The sequence below is a fragment of the Streptomyces sp. NBC_01268 genome (assembly GCF_036240795.1).
GTDB lineage: Bacteria > Actinomycetota > Actinomycetes > Streptomycetales > Streptomycetaceae > Streptomyces.
In genome coordinates this window covers 4,293,342-4,312,931 of sequence record NZ_CP108454.1, presented here as the reverse complement: position 1 = coordinate 4,312,931, position 19,590 = coordinate 4,293,342, and the positions used below count along the sequence as shown (strand labels likewise).

Below are 19,590 nucleotides of genomic sequence, written 5' to 3'. Positions count from 1 at the left end.
GGATCAGGCCAGCAGGCCCGGGATCGTCGCCTCGTGCGCCGAGCGCAGCTCCTCCAGGGAGAGGCTGAACTCGCCCTGCACGTCGACCGCGTCGCCGTCGACCACACCGATGCGGGCGGCGGGCAGACCCCGCGCACCGCACATGTCGGTGAAGCGGAGCTCCTCGCTGCGCGGGACGGCCACGACCGCACGGCCGGCCGACTCGCTGAAGAGGAAGGTGAACGCGTCCAGGCCCTCGGGCACGACCAGGCGCGCGCCGTTGCCGCTGCGCAGGCAGGACTCGACGACCGCCTGGACCAGACCGCCGTCGGACAGGTCGTGGGCCGCGTCGATCATGCCGTCGCGGGAGGCCGAGATCAGGATCTCGCCGAGCAGCTTCTCCCGGTCGAGGTCCACGGCCGGCGGCAGACCGCCGAGGTGCTGGTGGATCACCTCGGACCAGGCCGAACCGCCGAACTCCTCCTTGGTGTCGCCCAGCAGGTAGAGGAGCTGGCCCTCTTCCGCGAAGGCGATCGGGGTGCGGCGGTTGACGTCGTCGATCACACCGAGGACGGCCACGACCGGCGTCGGGTGGATCGCGACCTCACCGGTCTGGTTGTACAGCGACACGTTGCCGCCGGTGACCGGGGTGCCCAGCTGCAGGCAGCCGTCCGCGAGACCACGGGTGGCCTCGGCGAACTGCCACATCACGGCCGGGTCCTCGGGCGAACCGAAGTTCAGGCAGTCCGAGATCGCCAGCGGCTTCGCACCGGAGGCGGCGACGTTGCGGTACGCCTCCGCCAGCGCGAGCTGCGCGCCCGTGTAGGGGTCCAGCTTGGCGTACCGGCCGTTGCCGTCGGTCGCCATGGCCACGCCGAGGTTGGTCTCCTCGTCGATCCGGACCATGCCGGCGTCCTCGGGCTGCGCGAGCACCGTGTTGCCCTGCACGAACCGGTCGTACTGGTCCGTGATCCAGGACTTCGAGGCCTGGTTCGGGGAGGACACCAGCTTGAGGACCTGGTCCTTCAGCTGGGCGCCGTCCTGCGGCCGGGGCAGCTTGCCGGCGTCGTCGGCCTGCAGGGCGTCCTGCCACTCCGGGCGCGCGTACGGCCGGTGGTAGACCGGGCCCTCGTGCGCGACGGTGCGCGGCGGGACGTCGACGATCTGCTCGCCGTGCCAGAAGATCTCCAGGCGCTCGCCCTCGGTCACCTCACCGATGACGACCGCGATGACGTCCCACTTCTCGCAGATCTCCAGGAAGCGGTCGACGTGCTCGGGCTCGACGATCGCGCACATGCGCTCCTGCGACTCGCTCATGAGGATCTCCTCGGGCGAGAGCGTCGCGTCGCGCAGGTGGACCCGGTCGAGCTCCACGCGCATGCCGCCGGAACCGGCGGAGGCCAGCTCGGAGGTGGCGCAGGACAGGCCGGCGCCGCCGAGGTCCTGGATGCCCGCGACCAGCTTCTCCTGGAAGATCTCCAGGGTGCACTCGATGAGCAGCTTCTCCTGGAACGGGTCGCCGACCTGGACCGCGGGACGCTTCGTCGGCTTGCTGTCGTCGAAGGTCTCCGAGGCCAGCACGGACACGCCGCCGATGCCGTCGCCACCGGTGCGGGCACCGTAGAGGATCACCTTGTTGCCGGGGCCGGAGGCCTTGGCCAGGTGGATGTCCTCGTGCTTCATCACGCCGATGCAGCCGGCGTTGACCAGCGGGTTGCCCTGGTAGCAGGAGTCGAAGACGACCTCGCCGCCGATGTTCGGCAGGCCGAGGCAGTTGCCGTAGCCGCCGATGCCGGCGACCACGCCGGGCAGCACGCGCCGGGTGTCGGGGTGGTCCGCGGCGCCGAAGCGCAGCGGGTCGACGACGGCGACCGGACGGGCGCCCATGGCGAGGATGTCGCGGACGATGCCGCCGACGCCGGTGGCCGCGCCCTGGTAGGGCTCGATGTAGCTGGGGTGGTTGTGCGACTCGACCTTGAAGGTGACCGCGTAGCCCTGGCCGACGTCGACGACGCCCGCGTTCTCGCCGATGCCGACGAGCATGGCGTCGTTCTCGGGGACCTTCTCGCCGAACTGCTTCAGGTGGACCTTGCTGCTCTTGTAGGAGCAGTGCTCGGACCACATGACGGAGTACATGGCCAGCTCGGCGCCGGTGGGACGGCGGCCGAGGATCTCGCGGATCCGCTCGTACTCGTCCTGCTTGAGGCCGAGGTCCTTCCAGGGCTGCTCGACGTCGGGCGTCTCGGTCGCGTGCTTGACCGTGTCCAGAGTCATCAGGCGTTGACCAGCTTCTTGAGGATCGAGGTGAAGAAACCGAGGCCGTCGGTCTTGCCGGTGCCGACGAGCGGCTCCACGGCGTGCTCCGGGTGCGGCATGAGGCCGACCACGTTGCCCGCGGCGTTGGTGATGCCCGCGATGTCGCGCAGCGAGCCGTTGGGGTTCATGTCCAGGTAGCGGAAGGCCACCCGCCCCTCGGCCTCGAGCTCGTCGAGGGTGTGCTCGTCGGCGACGTACCGGCCGTCCATGTTCTTGAGCGGGACCTCGATCTCCTGACCCGCGGTGTAGTCCGAGGTCCAGGCGGTCTCCGCGTTCTCCACCCGCAGCTTCTGGTCGCGGCAGATGAAGTGGAGGTGGTTGTTGCGCAGCATGGCGCCCGGCAGCAGGTGGGCCTCGGTGAGGATCTGGAAGCCGTTGCAGATGCCGAGGACGGGCATGCCCGCCTTCGCCTGCTCGATGATCGACTCCATCACCGGCGAGAAGCGCGAGATGGCGCCGGCCCGCAGGTAGTCGCCGTACGAGAAGCCGCCGGCCAGGACCACGGCGTCGACCTGCTTGAGGTCCTTGTCGCGGTGCCAGAGCGACACGGGCTCGGCGCCCGCGAGGCGGGCGGCGCGCAGCGCGTCCTGGTCGTCGAGCGTTCCGGGGAACGTGACGACGCCGATGCGTGCGGTCACGACTCCACCTTCACGGTGAAGTCCTCGATCACGGTGTTGGCAAGGAAAGTCTCGGCCATCTCATGGATGCGGGCGAGGGCGGCCTCGTCGACCGGCCCCTCCACCTCCAGCTCGAAGCGCTTTCCCTGGCGGACGTCGGCGATGCCCTCGAATCCAAGGCGGGGCAGTGCACGCTGCACCGCCTGTCCCTGGGGGTCGAGGATCTCCGGCTTGAGCATGACGTCGACTACGACGCGTGCCACTGGCACTCCCGGTGGTGTGTTGCGTGGGCGGTTCCCTCAGCGTACCTGCCTCCAAATTCTACGCGGGTAGAAGTCTGAAGGATCCTACAAAGGGCCCCTGCACAGCGCCCCGATGAATTCAAGCGGAATATCGTCCGCCGACCGGGACACGCGGAAACAATTGAGTGGGCTTCACAATGCGCCACCCGCCACTGTACAAAGGGAATGCAGAGAAAAAACCCGACGTGCGCAACCGGGCGCGAACAGGCACCAGACCAGCGCAGTATTGCCTCTTGGAGAGCAGCTACATCGGCATCGCCGCACGTCAGAGCGGCACGAGCGTCGAGACGGCACGGCGATCCGCAGGAAAGGACCGATATCCGTGGCTCAGCGTGTGGTGGTCACTCTCTCCGACGACATCGACGGCGGAGTAGCGGCGGAAACAGTGGCGTTCGGCCTGGACGGGAAGATGTACGAGATCGACCTGAATCCCGCCAATGCAAAGAAACTGCGCAAGGCGCTCGCGCCCTACCTGGCCGCGGGCCGCAAGCTGAGCGGCCGGTCCGCCGGCGCCCCGCGGACGCTGCCCGAAGGCGGCTTCAAGCACACCGCGCTCGCCCCCGACCCGGCGGCGGTCCGCGCCTGGGCGCAGTCCAACAAGATGGACGTGCCCGCCCGGGGCCGCATCCCGAAGCGGGTCTACGAGGCCTTCCGCGCCGCGAGCTGACACGGGGTCCGACCCCGGATTTGCATCCCACCCCCCATGATCCGCTAGAGTCTGGAACACGCCGAGGGGCGAGGCCGAAAGGCCCCGGACCTCAAGCAGCGTGCGGGTGTAGTTCAGTAGCAGAACAGCCCCCTTCCAGGGGGAAGGCGCAGTGTGCAATCCCTGTCACCCGCTCTGCATCGCGTTACCGAGCACTCCGGTGCATCAGGTAGAGTGGTGCTCGCGCCGCCCGGTGAAAGCCGAGCGGAGGCAATGCGGACGTGGCTCAGTTGGTAGAGCATCACCTTGCCAAGGTGAGGGTCGCGAGTTCGAATCTCGTCGTCCGCTCAGGGAACGAAGGCCCCGGTTCATCAGAACCGGGGCCTTCGTCATGTCCGGCGAACGCCGCCCGTGCGCACAGTGGATCTGTGTCGACCGCCACAGCCCGAGGCCTGGAAAACCCGGTCATCGACGCCCGGAACATTGGGTATAGTTAGCAGCGCGCTACGGCGCATGCGGACGTGGCTCAGTTGGTAGAGCATCACCTTGCCAAGGTGAGGGTCGCGAGTTCGAATCTCGTCGTCCGCTCCATGAAGAAGCCCCCGGTCGAATCGACCGGGGGCTTTCTCGTTCCCCTACCAGGTGGTCCCGGTCAGGCGCTCGTACGCCTCGATGTACTTGGCGCGGGTCGCGTCCACGACCTCCTGCGGGAGCGCCGGCGGCGGCTGCTCGCTCTTGCGGTCCCAGCCGGAGGCCGGGGAGGTCAGCCAGTTCCGCACGAACTGCTTGTCGTACGAGGGCTGCGTGCGGCCCGGCTGCCACTCGTCGGCCGGCCAGAAACGCGACGAGTCCGGGGTGAGCACCTCGTCGGCGAGGACGAGCGTCTCCCCCTCGAAGCCGAACTCGAACTTCGTGTCGGCGAGGATGACGCCGCGCTCACGAGCGATGTCACGGGCCCGGCCGTACACGTCGAGGGTCGTCCGGCGCAGCACCGCGGCCGTCTCGGCACCGACCTGACGGGCCACCTCCTCGTAGGAGACGTTCTCGTCGTGGTCGCCGACCGCGGCCTTGGTCGCCGGGGTGAAGATCGGCGCGGGCAGCTCGGAGCCGTCGGTCAGGCCCTCGGGCAGCGCGAGGCCGCAGACCGTGCGGGACTCGTCGTACTCGACGAGGCCGGAGCCGGTGAGGTAGCCGCGGGCGACGCACTCGACCGGGACCATGTCCAGCGACTTGCAGATCAGCGTGCGGCCCTCCCAGTCGGCGGGCGCCCCGGCCGGCAGCTCGGTGGAGAGCACGTGGTTCGGGACCAGGTCGGCCAGTCGGTCGAACCACCACAGGGAGAGCTTGGTGAGGACCCGGCCCTTGTCGGGGATCTCGGTGGGCAGCACCCAGTCGTAGGCCGACATGCGGTCGCTCGCCACCATCACGAGCTCGCCCGCCTCGTTCCGGTACAGGTCGCGGACCTTGCCCGTGTGGAGATGGGTCAGGCCCGGTACCTGGACAGGCTCGGGCTTTTCTACGAATCCGGACACGGTTCCTCCGCGTAGGTTGATCCAGGAGCGTGTCCGATTCTCTCGCACATCCGGGCGGATCCTGCCGCCCGGCCCTGTGACCCCCCGCTCAGTCCCTCTTGCAGATCCGGTCGAGCAGGTTCGCGGTGGCCCGCTGGACGCGCGCGTCCACGTGCCCGGGCCGGTCCAGCGCCGGCGACCAGGCGAAGGTGCCGGCGGCGAAGACCCAGGCGCCCGACGGGGCCCGGTAGAGGCTCGTCTCCTGGTGCCGGAGCGCCCCCTCGCTGTCCCGGTAGGGCGAGTGGGCGAGCAGGATGCGGCCCTGGTGCTCGGGGAGCGCGGTGCGCGGGAAGTAGCGGTCGGCCTCGCCCGCGACCAGGCCCGGGAGCTCGTCGCCCTCGCCCGCGCCGGTGGCCTCCCACAGCCAGTGGTCCGCGTTCCGCACGACCAGGGGGTGCGGTTCGGGCACCCGCCCCGCGTACTGGATGCCGAGCAGCTGCTGCTCCGGCCGGTCGACCTCCCGCCACAGCGCCGGCCGGCCGGGGCCGCGGCGCTTGCGGCAGGTGAGCAGCCGGTCCGGGGCGCCGGACGGCGACGGGCCCAGCTCCACCTGCCAGTACATGGTGTTGGCGGAGAGGAAGACCAGCGAGGTTCCCTGGTCGCGGGCGAGTTCGGCGGTCCGGCGCATGGGCGCCGACCAGTACTCGTCGTGCCCCGGGAAGACGAGGCCCCGGTAGCGGCTCGGGTCCACCCGGCCCGCGTGCAGGTCGCGGGTCTCGGCGTACGCGAGGTCGTAGCCGTAGCGCTCGGCCCAGCGGATGAAGTCGTAGGCGTGGCCCACGTGCAGCGGCAGGCCCGCGCCCGCGTACGGACGGTCGAAGGAGACCGTGACCGCCGCCTCCTCCTCGCCGAGCAGCCGGCCCTCCTCGTCCCAGGCGTGGTAGAGGCTGGCGCCCGTCCGGCCGTCCTCCGGATAGAGGTTGTACGCCTGCCAGGTCACGTCCGGCAGCACGAGCAGCAGGTCCGCCGGATGGCTGTCGCGGACCGTGAACGGGATGTGCGAGCGGTAGCCGCCGACGGTGGTGAGGACGGCGACGTAGGCGCCGATCGACCAGTACGACGGGATCTGCAGCCGCCAGGACTGCCACCAGTGGTGGCAGGAGACGGTCCGGTCGGCGGTCAGCGGGGCCGGTTGCACGATCCCGGAGAGCCGCGGACTGGTGGTGATCTTCGCGGCTCCGTCGCCGCCGTAGTGCCCGATCCGGTAGATGTCGACCGAGAACTGCTGCGGCGGGTCCACCGTGATGTGGAAATCGATCGCCTCGCCGGGCGCGACGGCCCCGCTGGAGACGAAGCCCTTGATCTGACCGTGCACGTCGTCGGCGGTCCGCGGCCCGCCGCCACCGCCGCGGGCCAGGGTCTCGTCGGCGTACCAGGGCACCATCTGACCGGTGTCGTCGAAGTAGTTCTCGGATCCGCGCAGCCAGGGCAGCGGGCCCTGGCCGAAAGGATCCGATACGGCATGGGCGAGCGCGCCCGATTCCCACCGCCTGATCTGCTCCGCCCCCATGCTGCGCCCCTCCCTCTACGCCCCCGGCCGGCTGGTCAGTGCCTCTGGATACTGCCTCTGTCAGTGCCGGTCTCCAGCACATCACATAACGCACGCACTCCGTCACCGTTCGTCGCGAATTGACGAGAGTGGAACCAGCCACTCCGGTGTGTTGAGCTGCGCACGAGCATCCTGCGGGCCCCTCCCGGGACCTTTTCCGGAGGGCTTCGCACAAGGCCCTCAGACCAGCCGGACCGGCTTCTCCGGGCGCACTCCCGTACGCGCCAGCCAGGCGCGCAGGGGCTCCGGGTCGCCGTCCTCGACGAGGGCGAGGACCACGCCGTTCAGATCGGTGCTCCGCTCTCCGGCGACGAGCAGCGCGGGCCCGTCGAGCCAGTCCAGCCCCGGGGCCGCCTCCGCCGTGTCCACGGCGGCGCAGCAGACCATGGCCGCCACGTGGTCGGCGAGCAGGTCCCGCCCGGTGCGCGGCGGCTGGAGCGGGAACAGCGGCAGCGGCCCGTCCGGCCCCTCCGCGGCGGGCACGGCCGGCCGCAGCCCCTCCTCGCGGGCCGCCTGCGCGGTGAGCGCGGCGGCGAGCACGTCGGCGGCGGGGTTGCCCACGGGGTCGGGGTCGGGAGCCAGGTCAGGGTCGAGGCCGGCAGCCAGATCGGGGGCCACGCCCGGGTCGGCGGCGTCGGCCGGGCCCGGGTCGGCGGCGTCGGCCACGCCCGGGTCGGCGGCGTCGGCCAGGTCCGGGTCGAGGAGGGCGGCTCCGGCGACGGCGTCGGCTTCGGTGGCGGCGGCCGCCTCCGCCCCGGCCTCGGCGTGCGCGGTCGGCGGGGCTTCGGTGGCGGCTTCGCCGCCCAGGGCGCCCGCGTGGGGGCGGGGCGTGGCGAGGCGGGCCATGACGCGGGACAGGGTGGGGCCGTCGTCGGGGCCGTCGGGGCCGTCGGGGGCCTCGGCGGCCGTACGGTCCTCGGCGGCGTGGCTCCCGTCGGACGGATCGGCCGGGCCGAGGCGGTCGAGCACCTGGTGGAGGCGGGCCGCGTCGGCACGCCACTTGCGGTCGACGACCTCCTCCGGATACTCGCTCCACTCGACCGGCGCCCAGTCCGGGCCCGGCTCCGCGGGGCCGCCGTGGAAGAGGCGGGCGGCGAGCAGCGAGGTGGCCGCGTCGACCGTGCCGGGCTCCTCCAGGAGGTCGCAGGCGGGACGCTCGCCCAGCCGGGAGGTGAAGCCCTCGGCGAGACGGTCGCGGCGGGAGAGCTCGGTGAGGGCGGACACCACGCCCGCGTCCAGGCGCGAGGGCCAGCGGCCCATCCGCCAGGCGGGCAGGGCGACCCGGGTCAGCAGCCGGTCCCAGCCCGCGTAGGCGAGGCCGACCTGCTCCTGGGCGACGATCCGTACGCCGTAGTCCACGGCCTGCGCCCGCTCGGAGCCGGCCGCGGCCACGCCCCGCTCCATCTCGGCCGCGTGCGTGCGACAGCCCACGAGCATGATCCGGGCCAGCCGGCCGACGCCGAGCGCGCCCAGCCTGCGGACCGGATCGAGGCCGGGGCGCCGGGGCACGGCGACCGCCGCGTCCAGGCCCCGTACGAAACGGCGGGCCGCGGCTATGTCCGGGTGCGCGGCCGGTCCCGTACCGGCGACGACGGGGGCGAGGACCGCGCGGAGCTCGCCGACGCGCATCCACCACAGGAAGGGGGAGCCGATGACGAGGACGGGCGCGTCGCCGCCGCGGTGCCGGCCGTGGGCCGGGTGCGAGCGGTCCTCCAGCCAGCTGTCGCAGTCCGGCGTCAGGGCTATCGCGGAGGGTGCGGGGACCCCGAGGCGGTCGGCGAGGTCGCGGACCATCCGGTAGAGGTCGGGGGCGGAGGTCTCGGCGAGCTCCACCGTCGGCGTCACGGCCGGGCGGGCCCGCGCGACGACCAGGGCGACGGCGGCGGCGACCAGGAGGACGCCGATGGCGACGACCGAGACCACCCAGCGGGCGGTGTCCCAGGCGGGGCCCGTGAAGTGGTCGGTGACGCCGCCCGCGTAGAGGACGACGGCGACGGCGGCGGGGAGCACCGCGGCCCCCAGCGCCCTGCCGCGGACGCGGAGCACGGCCAGGGCGCGGACCCGCGCGGCGCGCGCGCCGAGCTCCTCGCCGATCGCCGAACCGGTACCGGACACGCCGTACATCACCCCCTCCTGCCCTCGTCGGGACTACCCGTGGCGGTGTTGCTCACTCCCCCACTGTGGCATCCGCCACCGACATCGCAATGCCGGTGGGCCAAGTGCCGGAACACCGTCGGAACGCCCTCGCCGCACCCTAGTTGGGGCTTCGATCGGCGTCATCCAGACGGGCGAACCGTCACTCGATGGAATGGCTTTGGGTAAAGGTGATGACGGCAGCGCGGCCGTGCTGTTCACTGCACGGCCGCGCTTTCGTACTGCTTGATCCTGCTTTATCCCGCGCTACAGCGGTTGATTCCGGTTCGCTCAGGCCCCGGAGGCCTTGAGGGCGATGTCCGTACGGTGCTGGGAACCGTCAAGGCGGATGCGGCCGACTGCCGCGTACGCGCGCTCACGGGCCTGCGCCAGGTCCGTACCGGTGGCGGTCACCGACAGCACGCGGCCGCCGGCGCTGACGACGGCGTCGCCGTCCCGCTTGGTGCCGGCGTGCAGCACGTACGCCTCCGGGGCGTCCGTCGCGGCGACCTCGGCCAGGCCGTCGATCGGGTCGCCGGTGCGCGGGGTGCCCGGGTAGTTGTGCGCGGCCACGACCACGGTCACGGCGGCGTCGTCGCGCCAGGCGAGCGGCGGCTGGTCCTCGAGGGTGCCGTTGGCGGCGTTCAGGAGGACGCCCGCGAGCGGGGTGCGGAGGCGGGCCAGCACGACCTGGGTCTCCGGGTCGCCGAAGCGCGCGTTGAACTCGATCACCCGCACGCCGCGGCTGGTGATCGCCAGGCCCGCGTACAGCAGACCGGAGAACGGGGTGCCGCGGCGGCGCAGCTCGTCGACGGTCGGCTGCAGGACCGTCGCCATGACCTCGTCGACCAGCTTGGGGTCGGCCCACGGCAGCGGCGAGTAGGCGCCCATGCCACCGGTGTTCGGGCCCTCGTCGCCGTCGAGCGCGCGCTTGAAGTCCTGCGCGGGCTGGAGCGGGAGGACGGTGGTGCCGTCGGTGATGGCGAAGAGGGAGACCTCGGGGCCGTCCAGGAACTCCTCGATCACGACGCGGTCGCAGGCGAGGGCGTGCTCCCGGGCCTGCGCCAGGTCCTCGGTGACCACGACGCCCTTGCCGGCGGCGAGGCCGTCGTCCTTCACGACGTACGGAGCGCCGAAGGCGTCCAGCGCCTCGTCGATCTCCTCGGGGGTGGTGCAGACGTAGCTGCGGGCGGTCGGGACGCCGGCCCCGGCCATGACGTCCTTGGCGAACGCCTTGGAGCCCTCCAGCAGCGCCGCCTCCTGGGACGGGCCGAAGGCGGGGATGCCGGCGGCGCGGACGGCGTCGGCGACGCCCGCGACGAGCGGGGCCTCCGGGCCGACGACGACGAGTTCGGCGCCGAGCTCGGTGGCCAGGCGGGCGACGGCGTCGCCGTCGAGCTGGTCGACGGCGTGCAGCTCGGCGACCTCGGCGATTCCGGCGTTGCCGGGCGCGCAGTGCAGAGCGGTGACGTCGGGATCGAGAGAGAGGGAGCGGCACAGGGCATGTTCGCGGGCGCCGCCGCCGATGACGAGGACCTTCACGCCAGCCAGGGTAGCCCGCGGGGCCGGGTGCTCCTTGTGCGGGCCACCGAGCGAGACGCCGCTACTCGTTGGTGTATTCCTCCAGGACCGTCGCGCCGAGCTCGCGCACGATCAGGTCGTGGCCGGAGAGCGCGGAGTCCACGAGGTCCGGATCGTCCTCCTCCGGCACGTCGTCCTCGGGCGCGACGGGCGGCGGCGCCTGCGGCGTGTGGACGGGGGCCGGGGCCTGCTGGACCGGCGGCGGGGCCTGCACGGGAGCGGGGGCCGGAGCCGGGGCCTGCTGCACGGGCGGTGCGGCCTGCGCGGGAGCGGGCGCGGCCGGTCGGCCGCCGAAGCCGCCACCGCCGAAACCGCCGCCGGGAGCGCCCCCGCCGGAGAACCCTCCGGCGCCGGGCGGCGCGGCGGCACCGCCTGAGGGGTCGATGATCGCCTCGACGCGCCAGTTCACGTTGAACTGCTCGGCGAGGGCGGCCTTCAGCACGTCCTCGCTGCCGCTGCTCGCGAAGTTGTCCCGGGCGCCCGCGTTGAGGAAGCCGAGCTGGAGGGTGGTGCCGTCGAAGCCGGCGACCTGGGCGTTCTGCGAGAGCAGGATCCAGGTGAAACGCCGCCGGCCCTTGACCGCCTCCAGGATCTGCGGCCACATGTTGCGCACCTGGGCGGCGCCCGCGGCCATGCTGCCTCCGGCCGCCGGGGCGGCGGGCTGGGCGGCGGCCTGCGGGGCGGAGGCCGGGGCCTGCTGCACGGGCGCCGCCGCGGGCACGGCGGCTCCCGGCCAGGCGCCGGGCGCACCGCCGCCGGGCTTGGCGGCCCCGGGCCAGGCACCGGGGCGCGGCGCGTCGGCGGCCTCCGGCTGGGGCGCGGGGGCCTGCTGGTACGCGGCGGGTTCGGGCTGAACGGGGGCGGGCACGGGTGCGGGCGGCATGGGGGCGGCCTGCGGCACGGGGGCGACGGGCGGCGGGACATGCGCCTCGGCCGACGGCACGTACCCCATCTGCGGCGCGGGCGAGCTGGTCGTGAACACGGGCGCCGGCGCGGCGGCGGCACCGCGCTCCAGCCGGTCGAGCCGCGCCTGCATCGAGCGCTCGTCGTCGAAGGCGGCGGGCAGCAGCACGCGCGCGCAGATCAGCTCCAGCTGGAGCCGGGGCGAGGTCGCGCCGCGCATCTCGGTCAGCCCGGCGTTGACGAGGTCGGCGGCCCGGCTGAGCTCGGCGGCGCCGAAGACGGAGGCCTGCGCCTGCATCCGCTCGATGACGTCCACCGGGGCGTCGACGAGCCCCTTCTCCGCGGCGTCGGGTACGGCCGCGAGGATCACCAGGTCGCGCAGCCGCTCCAGGAGGTCGGCGACGAACCGCCGGGGGTCGTTGCCCCCCTCGATGACCCGGTCGACGACCTCGAAGGCCGCGGCCCCGTCGCCGGAGGCGAAGGAGTCCACCACCGAGTCGAGCAGGGACCCGTCGGTGTAGCCGAGCAGGGAGGTCGCCATCGCGTACGTCACACCCACGTCTGTGGCGCCCGCGAGGAGCTGGTCCATCACCGACATCGAGTCACGCACCGAACCGGCACCGGCCCGCACGACGAGCGGCAGCACGCCGTCCTCGACGGGGATGCCCTCGCGGCCGCAGACCTCGCCCAGGTACTCCCGGAGGGTGCCGGGCGGGACGAGCCGGAAGGGGTAGTGGTGCGTGCGCGACCGGATGGTGCCGATGACCTTCTCGGGCTCGGTCGTCGCGAAGATGAACTTGAGGTGCTCCGGCGGCTCCTCGACCACCTTCAGCAGGGCGTTGAAGCCCGCCGAGGTGACCATGTGCGCCTCGTCGATGATGTAGATCTTGTAGCGGCTGGAGGCGGGCCCGAAGAAGGCCTTCTCCCGCAGGTCACGGGCGTCGTCCACGCCACCGTGCGAGGCCGCGTCGATCTCGATGACGTCGATGGAGCCCGGGCCGTTGCGCGCGAGGTCGAGACAGGACTGGCACTCCCCGCACGGGGTGGGGGTGGGACCCTTCTCACAGTTCAGACAGCGCGCCAGGATCCGCGCGCTGGTCGTCTTGCCACATCCACGGGGGCCGCTGAACAGGTACGCGTGATTGACCCGGTTGTTCCGCAGCGCCTGCTGCAGCGGGTCGGTGACATGCTCCTGCCCGATGACCTCGGCGAAGGACTCGGGGCGGTAGCGGCGGTACAGCGCGAGAGACGACACGTATACGAGGTTATAGGCGCCCACCGACAACCCGGGAACGACGACCCGGGAACGCAAGCGCCCCCCACGCACCCGCCAGAGCCGACCTACCCTTGCTGCCTTCCGGCCCTGGGGGAGTTCAGTCAGATAGCGCCACGTGAGGGGCTCCGCCCAGAGTACCCGATCCCAGCCCCTCCCCCGCCACCCCCGTCGACCTGCGCCCTTCGCCGACCCCCGCTCCGAATCGTGTGCGCGAGCACCCCCTCCGGTCATGTAATGTTCTCCCCGGAGGATTCGCCTAGTGGCCTAGGGCGCACGCTTGGAAAGCGTGTTGGGGGCAACCCCTCACGAGTTCGAATCTCGTATCCTCCGCCAGTGCCTCACCGGGCACGATGTCGAAGGGCCCCACCGTTCGCGGTGGGGCCCTTCGACGTTTCCCGTCAGGGCACGCGAAGGCGCTGGGAGCGACGACACCCAGCACCGCTCGGGAACTCGACGCCGTGCTGGAGACCCTGGCCGATCGTGCGCCGGTCTGGCCTGACAGCGACGGAAGGCTTCGGATGGAAAGCGTGTGGGGGCAACCCCTCACGAGTTCGAATCTCGCAGCCTTCGTCGTCTCGCGGCCTCCGACACGGTGGGCCGGCAGGAACCGTTGCCCCCGTCCGCCCGTCATCTCCACGGGACCGCCCACGTCCACGGACGCGGCACGGTCCCTTCGCTCTTCACCGTCGAGGTCCGAGGAGATCCATGGCCGACACCGTCAACTCACTGGTCGCCCGCCTGCACCAGCTGCTCGTGACGCAGCTGACCGAGGGGCCCACCGCAGGGGCCGCGGGACTCCACGACCTCGTGGAGCGCGCCGCGAGGCTCGGGCCCGACGGCATGTGGATAGCCGCCGCGTGCCACGTGAACCTCGGCGGGTCGGCCCTCATGACGGGGCAGGCGGACCGGGCGGTCTCCCACCTCGAAGCCGCGGTGGACGCCGGCTACAACGACTGCGTGGCACTGCACGTGCCCCCCGTGCGTCCGCTGCACCACGATCCCCGGTTCCAGGCCCTCTACCAGCGCATGCGCATTACCCAGGGGGACCTCGACGAGTTCTTCTGGCTGCACCGGGAGATGCAGATCGCGGTGCGGGACGCGCAGGACGCCACGGTCGACAACATCGGGCGCCTCGACACCGGGGTGTCCATGCTCCCGCAGGCCCCCCTGCCCACCCGCGAGCCGCACACCGTCGGCGTCCTGATCACCCGCGTCGACCTCGCCGCGATCCAGAGCGCCCTCCAGCAGACCGCCATGAAGGCGGAGTTCCAGCGCAGCGCCGGCAACACCAGCCTCGATCTCATCGACGGTACCTGGGACCTCCCGCGCGCCAGGTCCGACGCCTGGCATGCCGACGAGCTGGAGACCCGCCGCAGACGGGCCGCCGAGGCCCGCGCCTTCGTCGAGCGCCCCGGCGCCGGGACCGCCCTCGCCCCCTGTCCTCCACTGGGCTCGATCACGTACCCGGCCTGACCCCGAGGAGGCCGGGCGGGGGACGAGGGGTCGGGGCGGTGTCGGCGTCAGCGGTCCGGCCCGCCGCTCCGGGCATCACGGACTACACCGGGCAGGGGCGGTACTCGAGGCTGAGCTCGCGGTCGACGGCGTAGCTGGTGCGCATGGACGCGTCGGTCACCTGCTCCCAGGAGCCGTACTTCGCGTGGAGCTGGTCGGCCGTGGGACCCAGGGGGTTGCCGTACTTGGCCTGGTTGCGCTCCTCCAGGACGCGGACCTCCTCAGGGGTCATGCCCGCGCGGGTGATCTCCTTCGCCTGGTTGCGCATGTCGACCAGCTCGCGGGCGATCTCCTCCTCGGTGTAGCCCGCCTCGCGCATGTCGGCCTCGGTGCGGTGCATGTCCTCCAGGAGCTCGTGATAGCGGATGCGGGTCCGCTGGGCGTCGACCTTCTGGTCCATCGGCATGACGCGGATGCGGCACACCACCGGGTCGGCGCTGGGACAGGGGTCGTCGGCCGCCGCCGGCGGGGCGAGCGGGGCAGTGATGATCGAACCGCATGCTTCCGCCGCGGTCGCCGAGGTGGACCCGGCGGCGGTCAGGAGGGCGACGGCCGCCACGAAGGGCAGCAGGGCACGGCGCGGCAGCGAGGTGGAAAGGCGCATGCGCGCATCCTCGACAACCGCGCCGGGCCCGTTCACGCAGGCACGCCGCATGATCACCCGCGCGGGGTCGGTCGGTTCGGCCGCGTGTCGATGGTGACGGCGTCGTTGCCCGGTCCCGGGTCGGGCGTGCCGCCGGCGTCGTTGCCCGGTCCCGGGTCGGGCGTGCCGCCGGCATCATTGCCCGGTCCCGGGTCGGGCGTGCCGCCGGCGACCTCGGCGGAGTTCGTGATCTGCGGCAGATACGTCAGCGGCGCCTTCACCACGATCGCGACGTCGAGCGACGCGGTGCACGGCGCCGTCTCACGGACCCGCCCCGGCCTTCACCCGATCAGTACGGGGCTCGCGGGCCGGGTGGGCCGGTTGGGCAGGGTGGGCGGAGTGAGCTGTGAGGCACGGCGAGGACGGCGGACGCCTACAGGTCGCGCTGGAACTCGTGGGCCGCGTGCGTCGGCAGGTACCCGAGTGCGTCGTTGACCCGGCGCATGTACGGGTTGTTGTCGGCCGTGTCCGTCAGCAGGCCGCCCAGCTTCGGGTACGTCTCACGGGCCTGGACGATCGCCGCCGCCTTCATCCAGCGGGCCAGCCCGTGACCGCGGTGCTCGGGGAGGACGCCGGTGCCGTAGTGCTGGGCGTCGCCCGTACCGCTGCCGGGGACCACGAGCTCGGTGAAGCCGGCTATGGAGCCGTCCGAGACATCGACGGCCGCGACGGTGTGCAGGACGTCCCCGCGCCCGGCGACGGCACCGGCGGCCGCCCGTACGCGGTCGAGGTCCCAGACGACCGTGCCGTAGTCGACCGCGCCCATCGGCATGTCGTCCATCGCCCGTCGTGAGGCCACGAAGGTCTCCGCGAGCTCCTCCGGGACCATCCCCTCCCACTCCACGAGCCGGTAGCCCTCGGGCGCCTTCTCGACGAGCGCGGTGAGGGCGGGCAGGTCCGCGTCGGCGGGCACGAGCCGGGCGTACGTGAGGGTCATCGCGACCCCGAACTCCCGCGCCGCCAGGAACGCCGCCCCCGGTGACTCCGCCTCGGCCTGGGCGACGAGGCTGCGCCTGCCGTCCAGCCGCGCGGCCTCGACCGCAGCGTCCAGCAGCAGCGAGCCCACCCCGTGGCGCCGCTCGGCCGGGTGGACCTGGAGGTCCAGCTCGGCGAGGTGACGCTGGCCTTCCTTCGCGAACAGGCGGAGGAACGCGGACCCGAGGGGGGTGCCGTCCGCCGCCGAGGCCAGCCAGGCCAGGCGGCGGCCGATGGCGGTCGGCTCGGGGTCGGTCAGGGCGGTGATGCGTATCGACAAGGTGTCTCCGTGACAACGGGGCGAGATTACGTGGGTGTTGAGCGTGGTGAGGGTAGCCCGTGGGGGTGGAGCGGGTGCCGGGTGGCCGTGCCGGTGGCCGCGCCTATGACTGTGCCCGTGGCGGTGGTTGTGCGCGTGCCCGCCTGTGTCGGTGCGGGGAAGGGGTCAGACCTGGCTCGTCCATTCGACGAGCTGGACGACTATGCCGTTCGGGTCCGTCATCTGGAACAGGCGCTCGCCCCAGGGCTCTTCGCGCAGCGGCATCGTGATGGGCGCGCCCGCCTCCCGCAGCCGGCGCTCCTCGGCGTCGAGGCCGCTGACGGTCAGCGCGAGGATCAGGCCCCCGGCCTGCCGGTCGCGCTGCTCGGGCGGGAGCACCTCGATGCCGGTGCGCAACAGCACGATGTCCGCGGCCGCGTCCTCCTCGCCCCGAGTGAGGGAGGCGAAGCCGTCGGCGGCCATGGCGACCTCGTATCCGAGGTGGGTGCAGAAGAAGTCGCGTGAGGCGTCCACGTCGGCGACGGTGAGGGAGAGGGTGGAGGTGGTGACGTTCAAGGTGCTCCTCGGTCGGTCGGGGTGGGTCTTGATCGGAGATCAGGGCTCGCTGATCCCTGATCACCCATCGCGCGGAATCGGATCGCCCAGGCCGGACGCCAGGGCGACCTTTGCTACGGACGTAACTTTACGCAGAGGCGAGTCGAGTGGTCAAGAGTATTTTTGCCACCGGTGTAAGATTCGCCCATGAGTAGCGAGCTGGGACTCCGTGAGTCCAAGAAGCAGGAGACCAGGCAGCTGATCTCCGACTGCGCCACCCGGCTCTTCATCGAGCAGGGCTTCGAACAGACCACCATCACCGAGATCGCCCACGCCGCCCGCGTGGCCAAGAAGACCGTCACCAACTACTTCCCGCGCAAGGAAGACCTGGCCCTCGACCACCACGAGGCCTTCACCGGAGCCCTGGCCCGTACCGTCGCCGCCCGCGAACCGGACGAGGCGCCGCTGAGCGCGCTGGAACGGGCGTTCCGCGCGACGCTCGCGGAGCACAGCCCCGTCGCCGGTTTCACCGGCGTCGAGTTCGCCCGCATGGTCGCCGACAGCCCGACCCTGACCGCGCGGGTGCGCGAGCTGCACGACCTGCGCGAGGAGGCGCTCGCCGAGGCGCTGCTCGCGGCGGACCAGGACTCCGCCGCCGGAGCCCCGGCCGGCGACCAGGACATCGCGTCCCGTGCCGCCGCCGCGCAGATCGCCGCCGCCGACCGGCTTCTGTTCCGCCGCATCCAGGAACTCACCCTGGCCGGACACACGGACGCCGAGATCGAGGCCACGCTGGTGCCGGAGACGGACCATGTCTTTGGACTGCTGGCGGCCGCGCTGAGGACGTGACAACGGGGAGGGGCCGCGCCTCTCCGTCAGTCCGTTCGGTCAGTCCTCGAAGCTGTCGCTGGCCAGGCGGAGGGCCAGTTCCTGGAGGATCGGTTCCGTGCCCGGCTCCGCGCCCGCCGCGTCGTGGGCGTCGGCCACGGCGTCGAAGGCGAGGATGAAGCCGTTGACGAGTGCGCTCAGCGGGTCCGAGAGCTGGGCGAGGACGGCGAGTCCGGCCTCCTCGGCGGTCGCGTCCACCGGCACCGAGAACTCCCGCGGAATCACCTCGCCGAGCAGGTCCGAGACGAGGCTCTCGTCCACTCCCCCACGCAGCGCCGTCAGAGCGGCGATGGCCTTGAGCTTGATCTCGTTCTCCGTCACGTGCCGAGCCTAGGCAGTCCCGCCCGCGCCGAAATCGCGCGACACGGCAGAGGCGCCTCTGTAAGCCTGCGCCCTGTACGTGACAACCGAGACTGGGGATTTCGATGCCGTTCGTGTTCAAGGGGCCCGTTCTGGAAGGCGAACTCGTCCGCCTCGAACCGCTCGACCACCGCCACGCGGCCGACCTCGCGGTGGCGGTCGAGGAGGACCGCGGTGCGTACCTGTACACGTGGGTGCCCAGGGCCGCCGAGGTCGGCGCGTACATCGACGCACATCTCGGCCGCGTCGCCGCCGGGACGCTCGCGCCGTACGCGCAGGTACAGAAGGCCACCGGCCGGGCCGTCGGCGTCACGTCCTTCTGGGACCCGAGGCTGCGGGAGTCCGGGGACGCACTCCAGGCGGTCGAGGTCGGCTTCACCTGGCTCGCGGCGTCGGCCCAGGGCACCGGCGTGAACACCGAGGCCAAGTACCTCCTCTTCCGGCACGCCTTCGAGCACTGGAACGTGGCCCGTCTCGACCTCAAGACCGATGCGCGCAACGCGCGTTCCCGCGCCGCCATCGCGAAGACCGGTGCGCGCTTCGAGGGCGTCCTGCGGAACTGGTCGCGTTCCTGGGCGCCGGGCGAGGACGGGAAGCTGCGCGATTCGGCGATCTTCTCCGTCACGGACGCGGAGTGGCCGGAATGCAAGGAAGGGATGTTGGGGCGGTTGGGGCGGCTGGGGTGACCTGACGGATCCGCGGGGCGGGGTGCTACGGCGTAGGCCGGCCGGTCCGTCGTCGCGTGACGCGGCGTTGGTGTCAGTGCGGCCCTGCATGATGAGCGGGCATCGAGGAACGCGAAGCGAACGAGAAACGGGGGCCGCTCGCCATGGCCGAGGTACTGCTCTTCCACCACGCCCACGGGCTCACCCCCGGTGTCCTCGCGTTCGCCGAGGAGCTGCGGCACGCCGGGCACACCGTGCACGTGCCCGACCTGTACGAGGGCCGGACGTTCGACAGCCTGGAGGCCGGGGCCGGGTACGCGCAGGAGGTCGGCTTCGGCACGCTCGTCGAGCGTGGCGTCCGCGCGGCGGACTCGCTCCCCGAGCGGCTCGTCTACGCCGGCTTCTCCCTCGGCGTCCTCCCCGCCCAGAAGCTGGCCCAGACCCGGGCGGGGGCCGCGGGGGCGCTGCTGTTCGAGGCGTGCGTGCCGCCGGAGGAGTTCGGCGGGGGCTGGCCGGAGGGGGTGCCGGTCCAGGTGCACGGGATGGACGCCGACCCGTTCTTCGCGGGCGAGGGCGACGTCGAGGCGGCTCGGGCGCTGGTGGCGCGGGTGCGCGACAGCGCGGGGAGCGGTGAGTTGTTCCTCTACCCGGGGGACCGGCACCTGTTCGCGGACCCGGGGCTCGCCGGGTACGACGCGGAGGCGGCGGGCGTGCTGATGGGGCGGGTGCGGGGGTTCCTGGCCGGGCTGGAGGGCTGAGGGGTCGGGAACGAGGTGCCGGAGAACGGGCGGCGGGAGTGCGGGTGTTGACGATCGCCGGCCGTCGATTCACCAGATGGTAGGAAGGAAACGATCCACCAT

The 19,590-nt window shown here is 72.3% G+C and carries 18 protein-coding genes, 4 tRNA genes and 1 other RNA gene; 9 read left to right on the top strand and 14 right to left on the bottom strand.

Features of this window, described 5'->3' with window-relative positions; all coding sequences use genetic code 11:
* Window positions 1-3 precede the first annotated feature (3 nt).
* From purL to purS, 3 genes are read right to left on the bottom strand one after another with little or no spacing between them, the layout of a single operon-like run.
* Window positions 4-2,253 (bottom strand): phosphoribosylformylglycinamidine synthase subunit PurL, encoded by a 2,250-nt coding sequence (purL, locus tag OG309_RS19255; protein WP_329422492.1) that lies wholly within the window; start codon window positions 2,251-2,253, stop codon window positions 4-6.
* Window positions 2,253-2,933 (bottom strand): phosphoribosylformylglycinamidine synthase subunit PurQ, encoded by a 681-nt coding sequence (purQ, locus tag OG309_RS19250; protein ID WP_329422491.1) that lies wholly within the window; start codon window positions 2,931-2,933, stop codon window positions 2,253-2,255. The genes purL and purQ overlap by 1 nt, the downstream gene beginning before the upstream one ends.
* Entirely contained in the window at window positions 2,930-3,175 is a 246-nt protein-coding gene (gene purS / locus OG309_RS19245; RefSeq protein WP_046909015.1) for a phosphoribosylformylglycinamidine synthase subunit PurS, read from the bottom strand. Before purS ends, purQ begins: the two co-directional genes overlap by 4 nt.
* Before the next feature lie 361 nt (window positions 3,176-3,536).
* Here purS and OG309_RS19240 point away from each other — a divergent pair, with 361 nt between their 5' ends.
* From OG309_RS19240 to OG309_RS19225, 4 genes are all read left to right on the top strand, one after another.
* Window positions 3,537-3,881, top strand: a complete 345-nt coding sequence (locus OG309_RS19240; protein WP_329422488.1) for a histone-like nucleoid-structuring protein Lsr2 — start codon at window positions 3,537-3,539, stop codon at window positions 3,879-3,881.
* 102 nt (window positions 3,882-3,983) lie between these two features.
* Window positions 3,984-4,055 (top strand) — tRNA-Gly (locus OG309_RS19235).
* Window positions 4,056-4,135: 80 nt separating this feature from the next.
* Window positions 4,136-4,208, top strand: a tRNA-Gly gene (locus OG309_RS19230).
* A gap of 167 nt (window positions 4,209-4,375) precedes the next feature.
* Window positions 4,376-4,451: transfer RNA gene (locus OG309_RS19225), tRNA-Gly, on the top strand.
* A 44-nt stretch (window positions 4,452-4,495) separates the two neighbouring features.
* On the opposite strand, the gene OG309_RS19220 is transcribed toward OG309_RS19225, so the two are convergent.
* The 6 genes from OG309_RS19220 to ffs form a co-directional block, all read right to left on the bottom strand.
* Window positions 4,496-5,392, bottom strand: a complete 897-nt coding sequence (locus OG309_RS19220; protein WP_329422486.1) for a phosphoribosylaminoimidazolesuccinocarboxamide synthase — start codon at window positions 5,390-5,392, stop codon at window positions 4,496-4,498.
* An 88-nt stretch (window positions 5,393-5,480) separates the two neighbouring features.
* Window positions 5,481-6,941 (bottom strand): N,N-dimethylformamidase beta subunit family domain-containing protein, encoded by a 1,461-nt coding sequence (locus OG309_RS19215; RefSeq protein ID WP_329422485.1) that lies wholly within the window; start codon window positions 6,939-6,941, stop codon window positions 5,481-5,483.
* A gap of 219 nt (window positions 6,942-7,160) precedes the next feature.
* Window positions 7,161-9,104 carry a hypothetical protein gene (locus tag OG309_RS19210; protein ID WP_329422483.1) on the bottom strand — a complete coding sequence of 648 codons (1,944 nt, stop codon included), beginning with the start codon at window positions 9,102-9,104 and terminating at the stop codon, window positions 7,161-7,163.
* 300 nt (window positions 9,105-9,404) lie between these two features.
* Window positions 9,405-10,655: a phosphoribosylamine--glycine ligase gene (gene purD / locus OG309_RS19205; protein ID WP_329422481.1), complete on the bottom strand. Its 1,251-nt coding sequence runs from the start codon at window positions 10,653-10,655 to the stop codon at window positions 9,405-9,407.
* 61 nt (window positions 10,656-10,716) lie between these two features.
* Window positions 10,717-12,852, bottom strand: coding sequence for a DNA polymerase III subunit gamma and tau (locus tag OG309_RS19200; RefSeq protein ID WP_329422480.1), 2,136 nt, complete (start codon window positions 12,850-12,852; stop codon window positions 10,717-10,719).
* A 50-nt stretch (window positions 12,853-12,902) separates the two neighbouring features.
* Window positions 12,903-13,001, bottom strand: an RNA gene (ffs, locus tag OG309_RS19195) — signal recognition particle sRNA small type.
* Between the two features lie 117 nt (window positions 13,002-13,118).
* Between ffs and OG309_RS19190 the strand changes: the two genes are divergently transcribed.
* Window positions 13,119-13,206 (top strand) — tRNA-Ser (locus OG309_RS19190).
* A gap of 372 nt (window positions 13,207-13,578) precedes the next feature.
* Window positions 13,579-14,346, top strand: coding sequence for a hypothetical protein (locus tag OG309_RS19185; protein ID WP_329422478.1), 768 nt, complete (start codon window positions 13,579-13,581; stop codon window positions 14,344-14,346).
* Between the two features lie 82 nt (window positions 14,347-14,428).
* Here the strand turns inward: OG309_RS19185 and OG309_RS19180 are convergent, their stop codons facing one another.
* The 4 genes from OG309_RS19180 to OG309_RS19165 all read right to left on the bottom strand — a co-directional run bounded on the left by OG309_RS19180 (window position 14,429) and on the right by OG309_RS19165 (window position 16,838).
* Window positions 14,429-14,989, bottom strand: a complete 561-nt coding sequence (locus OG309_RS19180; RefSeq protein WP_329422477.1) for a hypothetical protein — start codon at window positions 14,987-14,989, stop codon at window positions 14,429-14,431.
* 53 nt (window positions 14,990-15,042) lie between these two features.
* Window positions 15,043-15,252, bottom strand: coding sequence for a hypothetical protein (locus tag OG309_RS19175; RefSeq protein WP_329422475.1), 210 nt, complete (start codon window positions 15,250-15,252; stop codon window positions 15,043-15,045).
* Window positions 15,253-15,401: 149 nt separating this feature from the next.
* Window positions 15,402-16,283, bottom strand: a complete 882-nt coding sequence (locus OG309_RS19170; RefSeq protein ID WP_329422474.1) for a GNAT family N-acetyltransferase — start codon at window positions 16,281-16,283, stop codon at window positions 15,402-15,404.
* Window positions 16,284-16,448: 165 nt separating this feature from the next.
* Window positions 16,449-16,838, bottom strand: coding sequence for a VOC family protein (locus OG309_RS19165; RefSeq protein ID WP_329422473.1), 390 nt, complete (start codon window positions 16,836-16,838; stop codon window positions 16,449-16,451).
* A 186-nt stretch (window positions 16,839-17,024) separates the two neighbouring features.
* On the opposite strand from OG309_RS19165, the gene OG309_RS19160 reads away from it, so the two are divergent.
* Window positions 17,025-17,666, top strand: a complete 642-nt coding sequence (locus OG309_RS19160; protein WP_329422472.1) for a TetR/AcrR family transcriptional regulator — start codon at window positions 17,025-17,027, stop codon at window positions 17,664-17,666.
* Between the two features lie 39 nt (window positions 17,667-17,705).
* Here OG309_RS19160 and OG309_RS19155 read toward each other — a convergent pair whose 3' ends face one another.
* A complete protein-coding gene (locus OG309_RS19155; protein ID WP_329422471.1) occupies window positions 17,706-18,026 on the bottom strand; it encodes a hypothetical protein in 321 nt (106 codons plus the stop codon).
* Between the two features lie 104 nt (window positions 18,027-18,130).
* Here OG309_RS19155 and OG309_RS19150 point away from each other — a divergent pair, with 104 nt between their 5' ends.
* Entirely contained in the window at window positions 18,131-18,751 is a 621-nt protein-coding gene (locus OG309_RS19150) for a GNAT family N-acetyltransferase (protein ID WP_329422470.1), read from the top strand.
* A 143-nt stretch (window positions 18,752-18,894) separates the two neighbouring features.
* Entirely contained in the window at window positions 18,895-19,488 is a 594-nt protein-coding gene (locus OG309_RS19145) for a dienelactone hydrolase family protein (protein ID WP_329422469.1), read from the top strand.
* The last annotated feature ends 102 nt before the right edge of the window (window positions 19,489-19,590 follow it).

What these genes read in the sequence shown, in the direction of transcription:
- OG309_RS19150 (WP_329422470.1), top strand. Translation starts at nt 18,131, where the DNA reads ATGCCGTTCGTGTTCAAGGGGCCCGTTCTGGAAGGCGAACTCGTCCGC.
- OG309_RS19185 (WP_329422478.1), top strand. Translation starts at nt 13,579, where the DNA reads ATGGCCGACACCGTCAACTCACTGGTCGCCCGCCTGCACCAGCTGCTC.
- OG309_RS19145 (WP_329422469.1), top strand. Translation starts at nt 18,895, where the DNA reads ATGGCCGAGGTACTGCTCTTCCACCACGCCCACGGGCTCACCCCCGGT.
- OG309_RS19160 (WP_329422472.1), top strand. Translation starts at nt 17,025, where the DNA reads ATGAGTAGCGAGCTGGGACTCCGTGAGTCCAAGAAGCAGGAGACCAGG.
- purL (WP_329422492.1), bottom strand. Translation starts at nt 2,253, where the DNA reads ATGACTCTGGACACGGTCAAGCACGCGACCGAGACGCCCGACGTCGAG.
- OG309_RS19215 (WP_329422485.1), bottom strand. Translation starts at nt 6,941, where the DNA reads ATGGGGGCGGAGCAGATCAGGCGGTGGGAATCGGGCGCGCTCGCCCAT.
- OG309_RS19180 (WP_329422477.1), bottom strand. Translation starts at nt 14,989, where the DNA reads ATGCGCCTTTCCACCTCGCTGCCGCGCCGTGCCCTGCTGCCCTTCGTG.
- OG309_RS19210 (WP_329422483.1), bottom strand. Translation starts at nt 9,104, where the DNA reads ATGTACGGCGTGTCCGGTACCGGTTCGGCGATCGGCGAGGAGCTCGGC.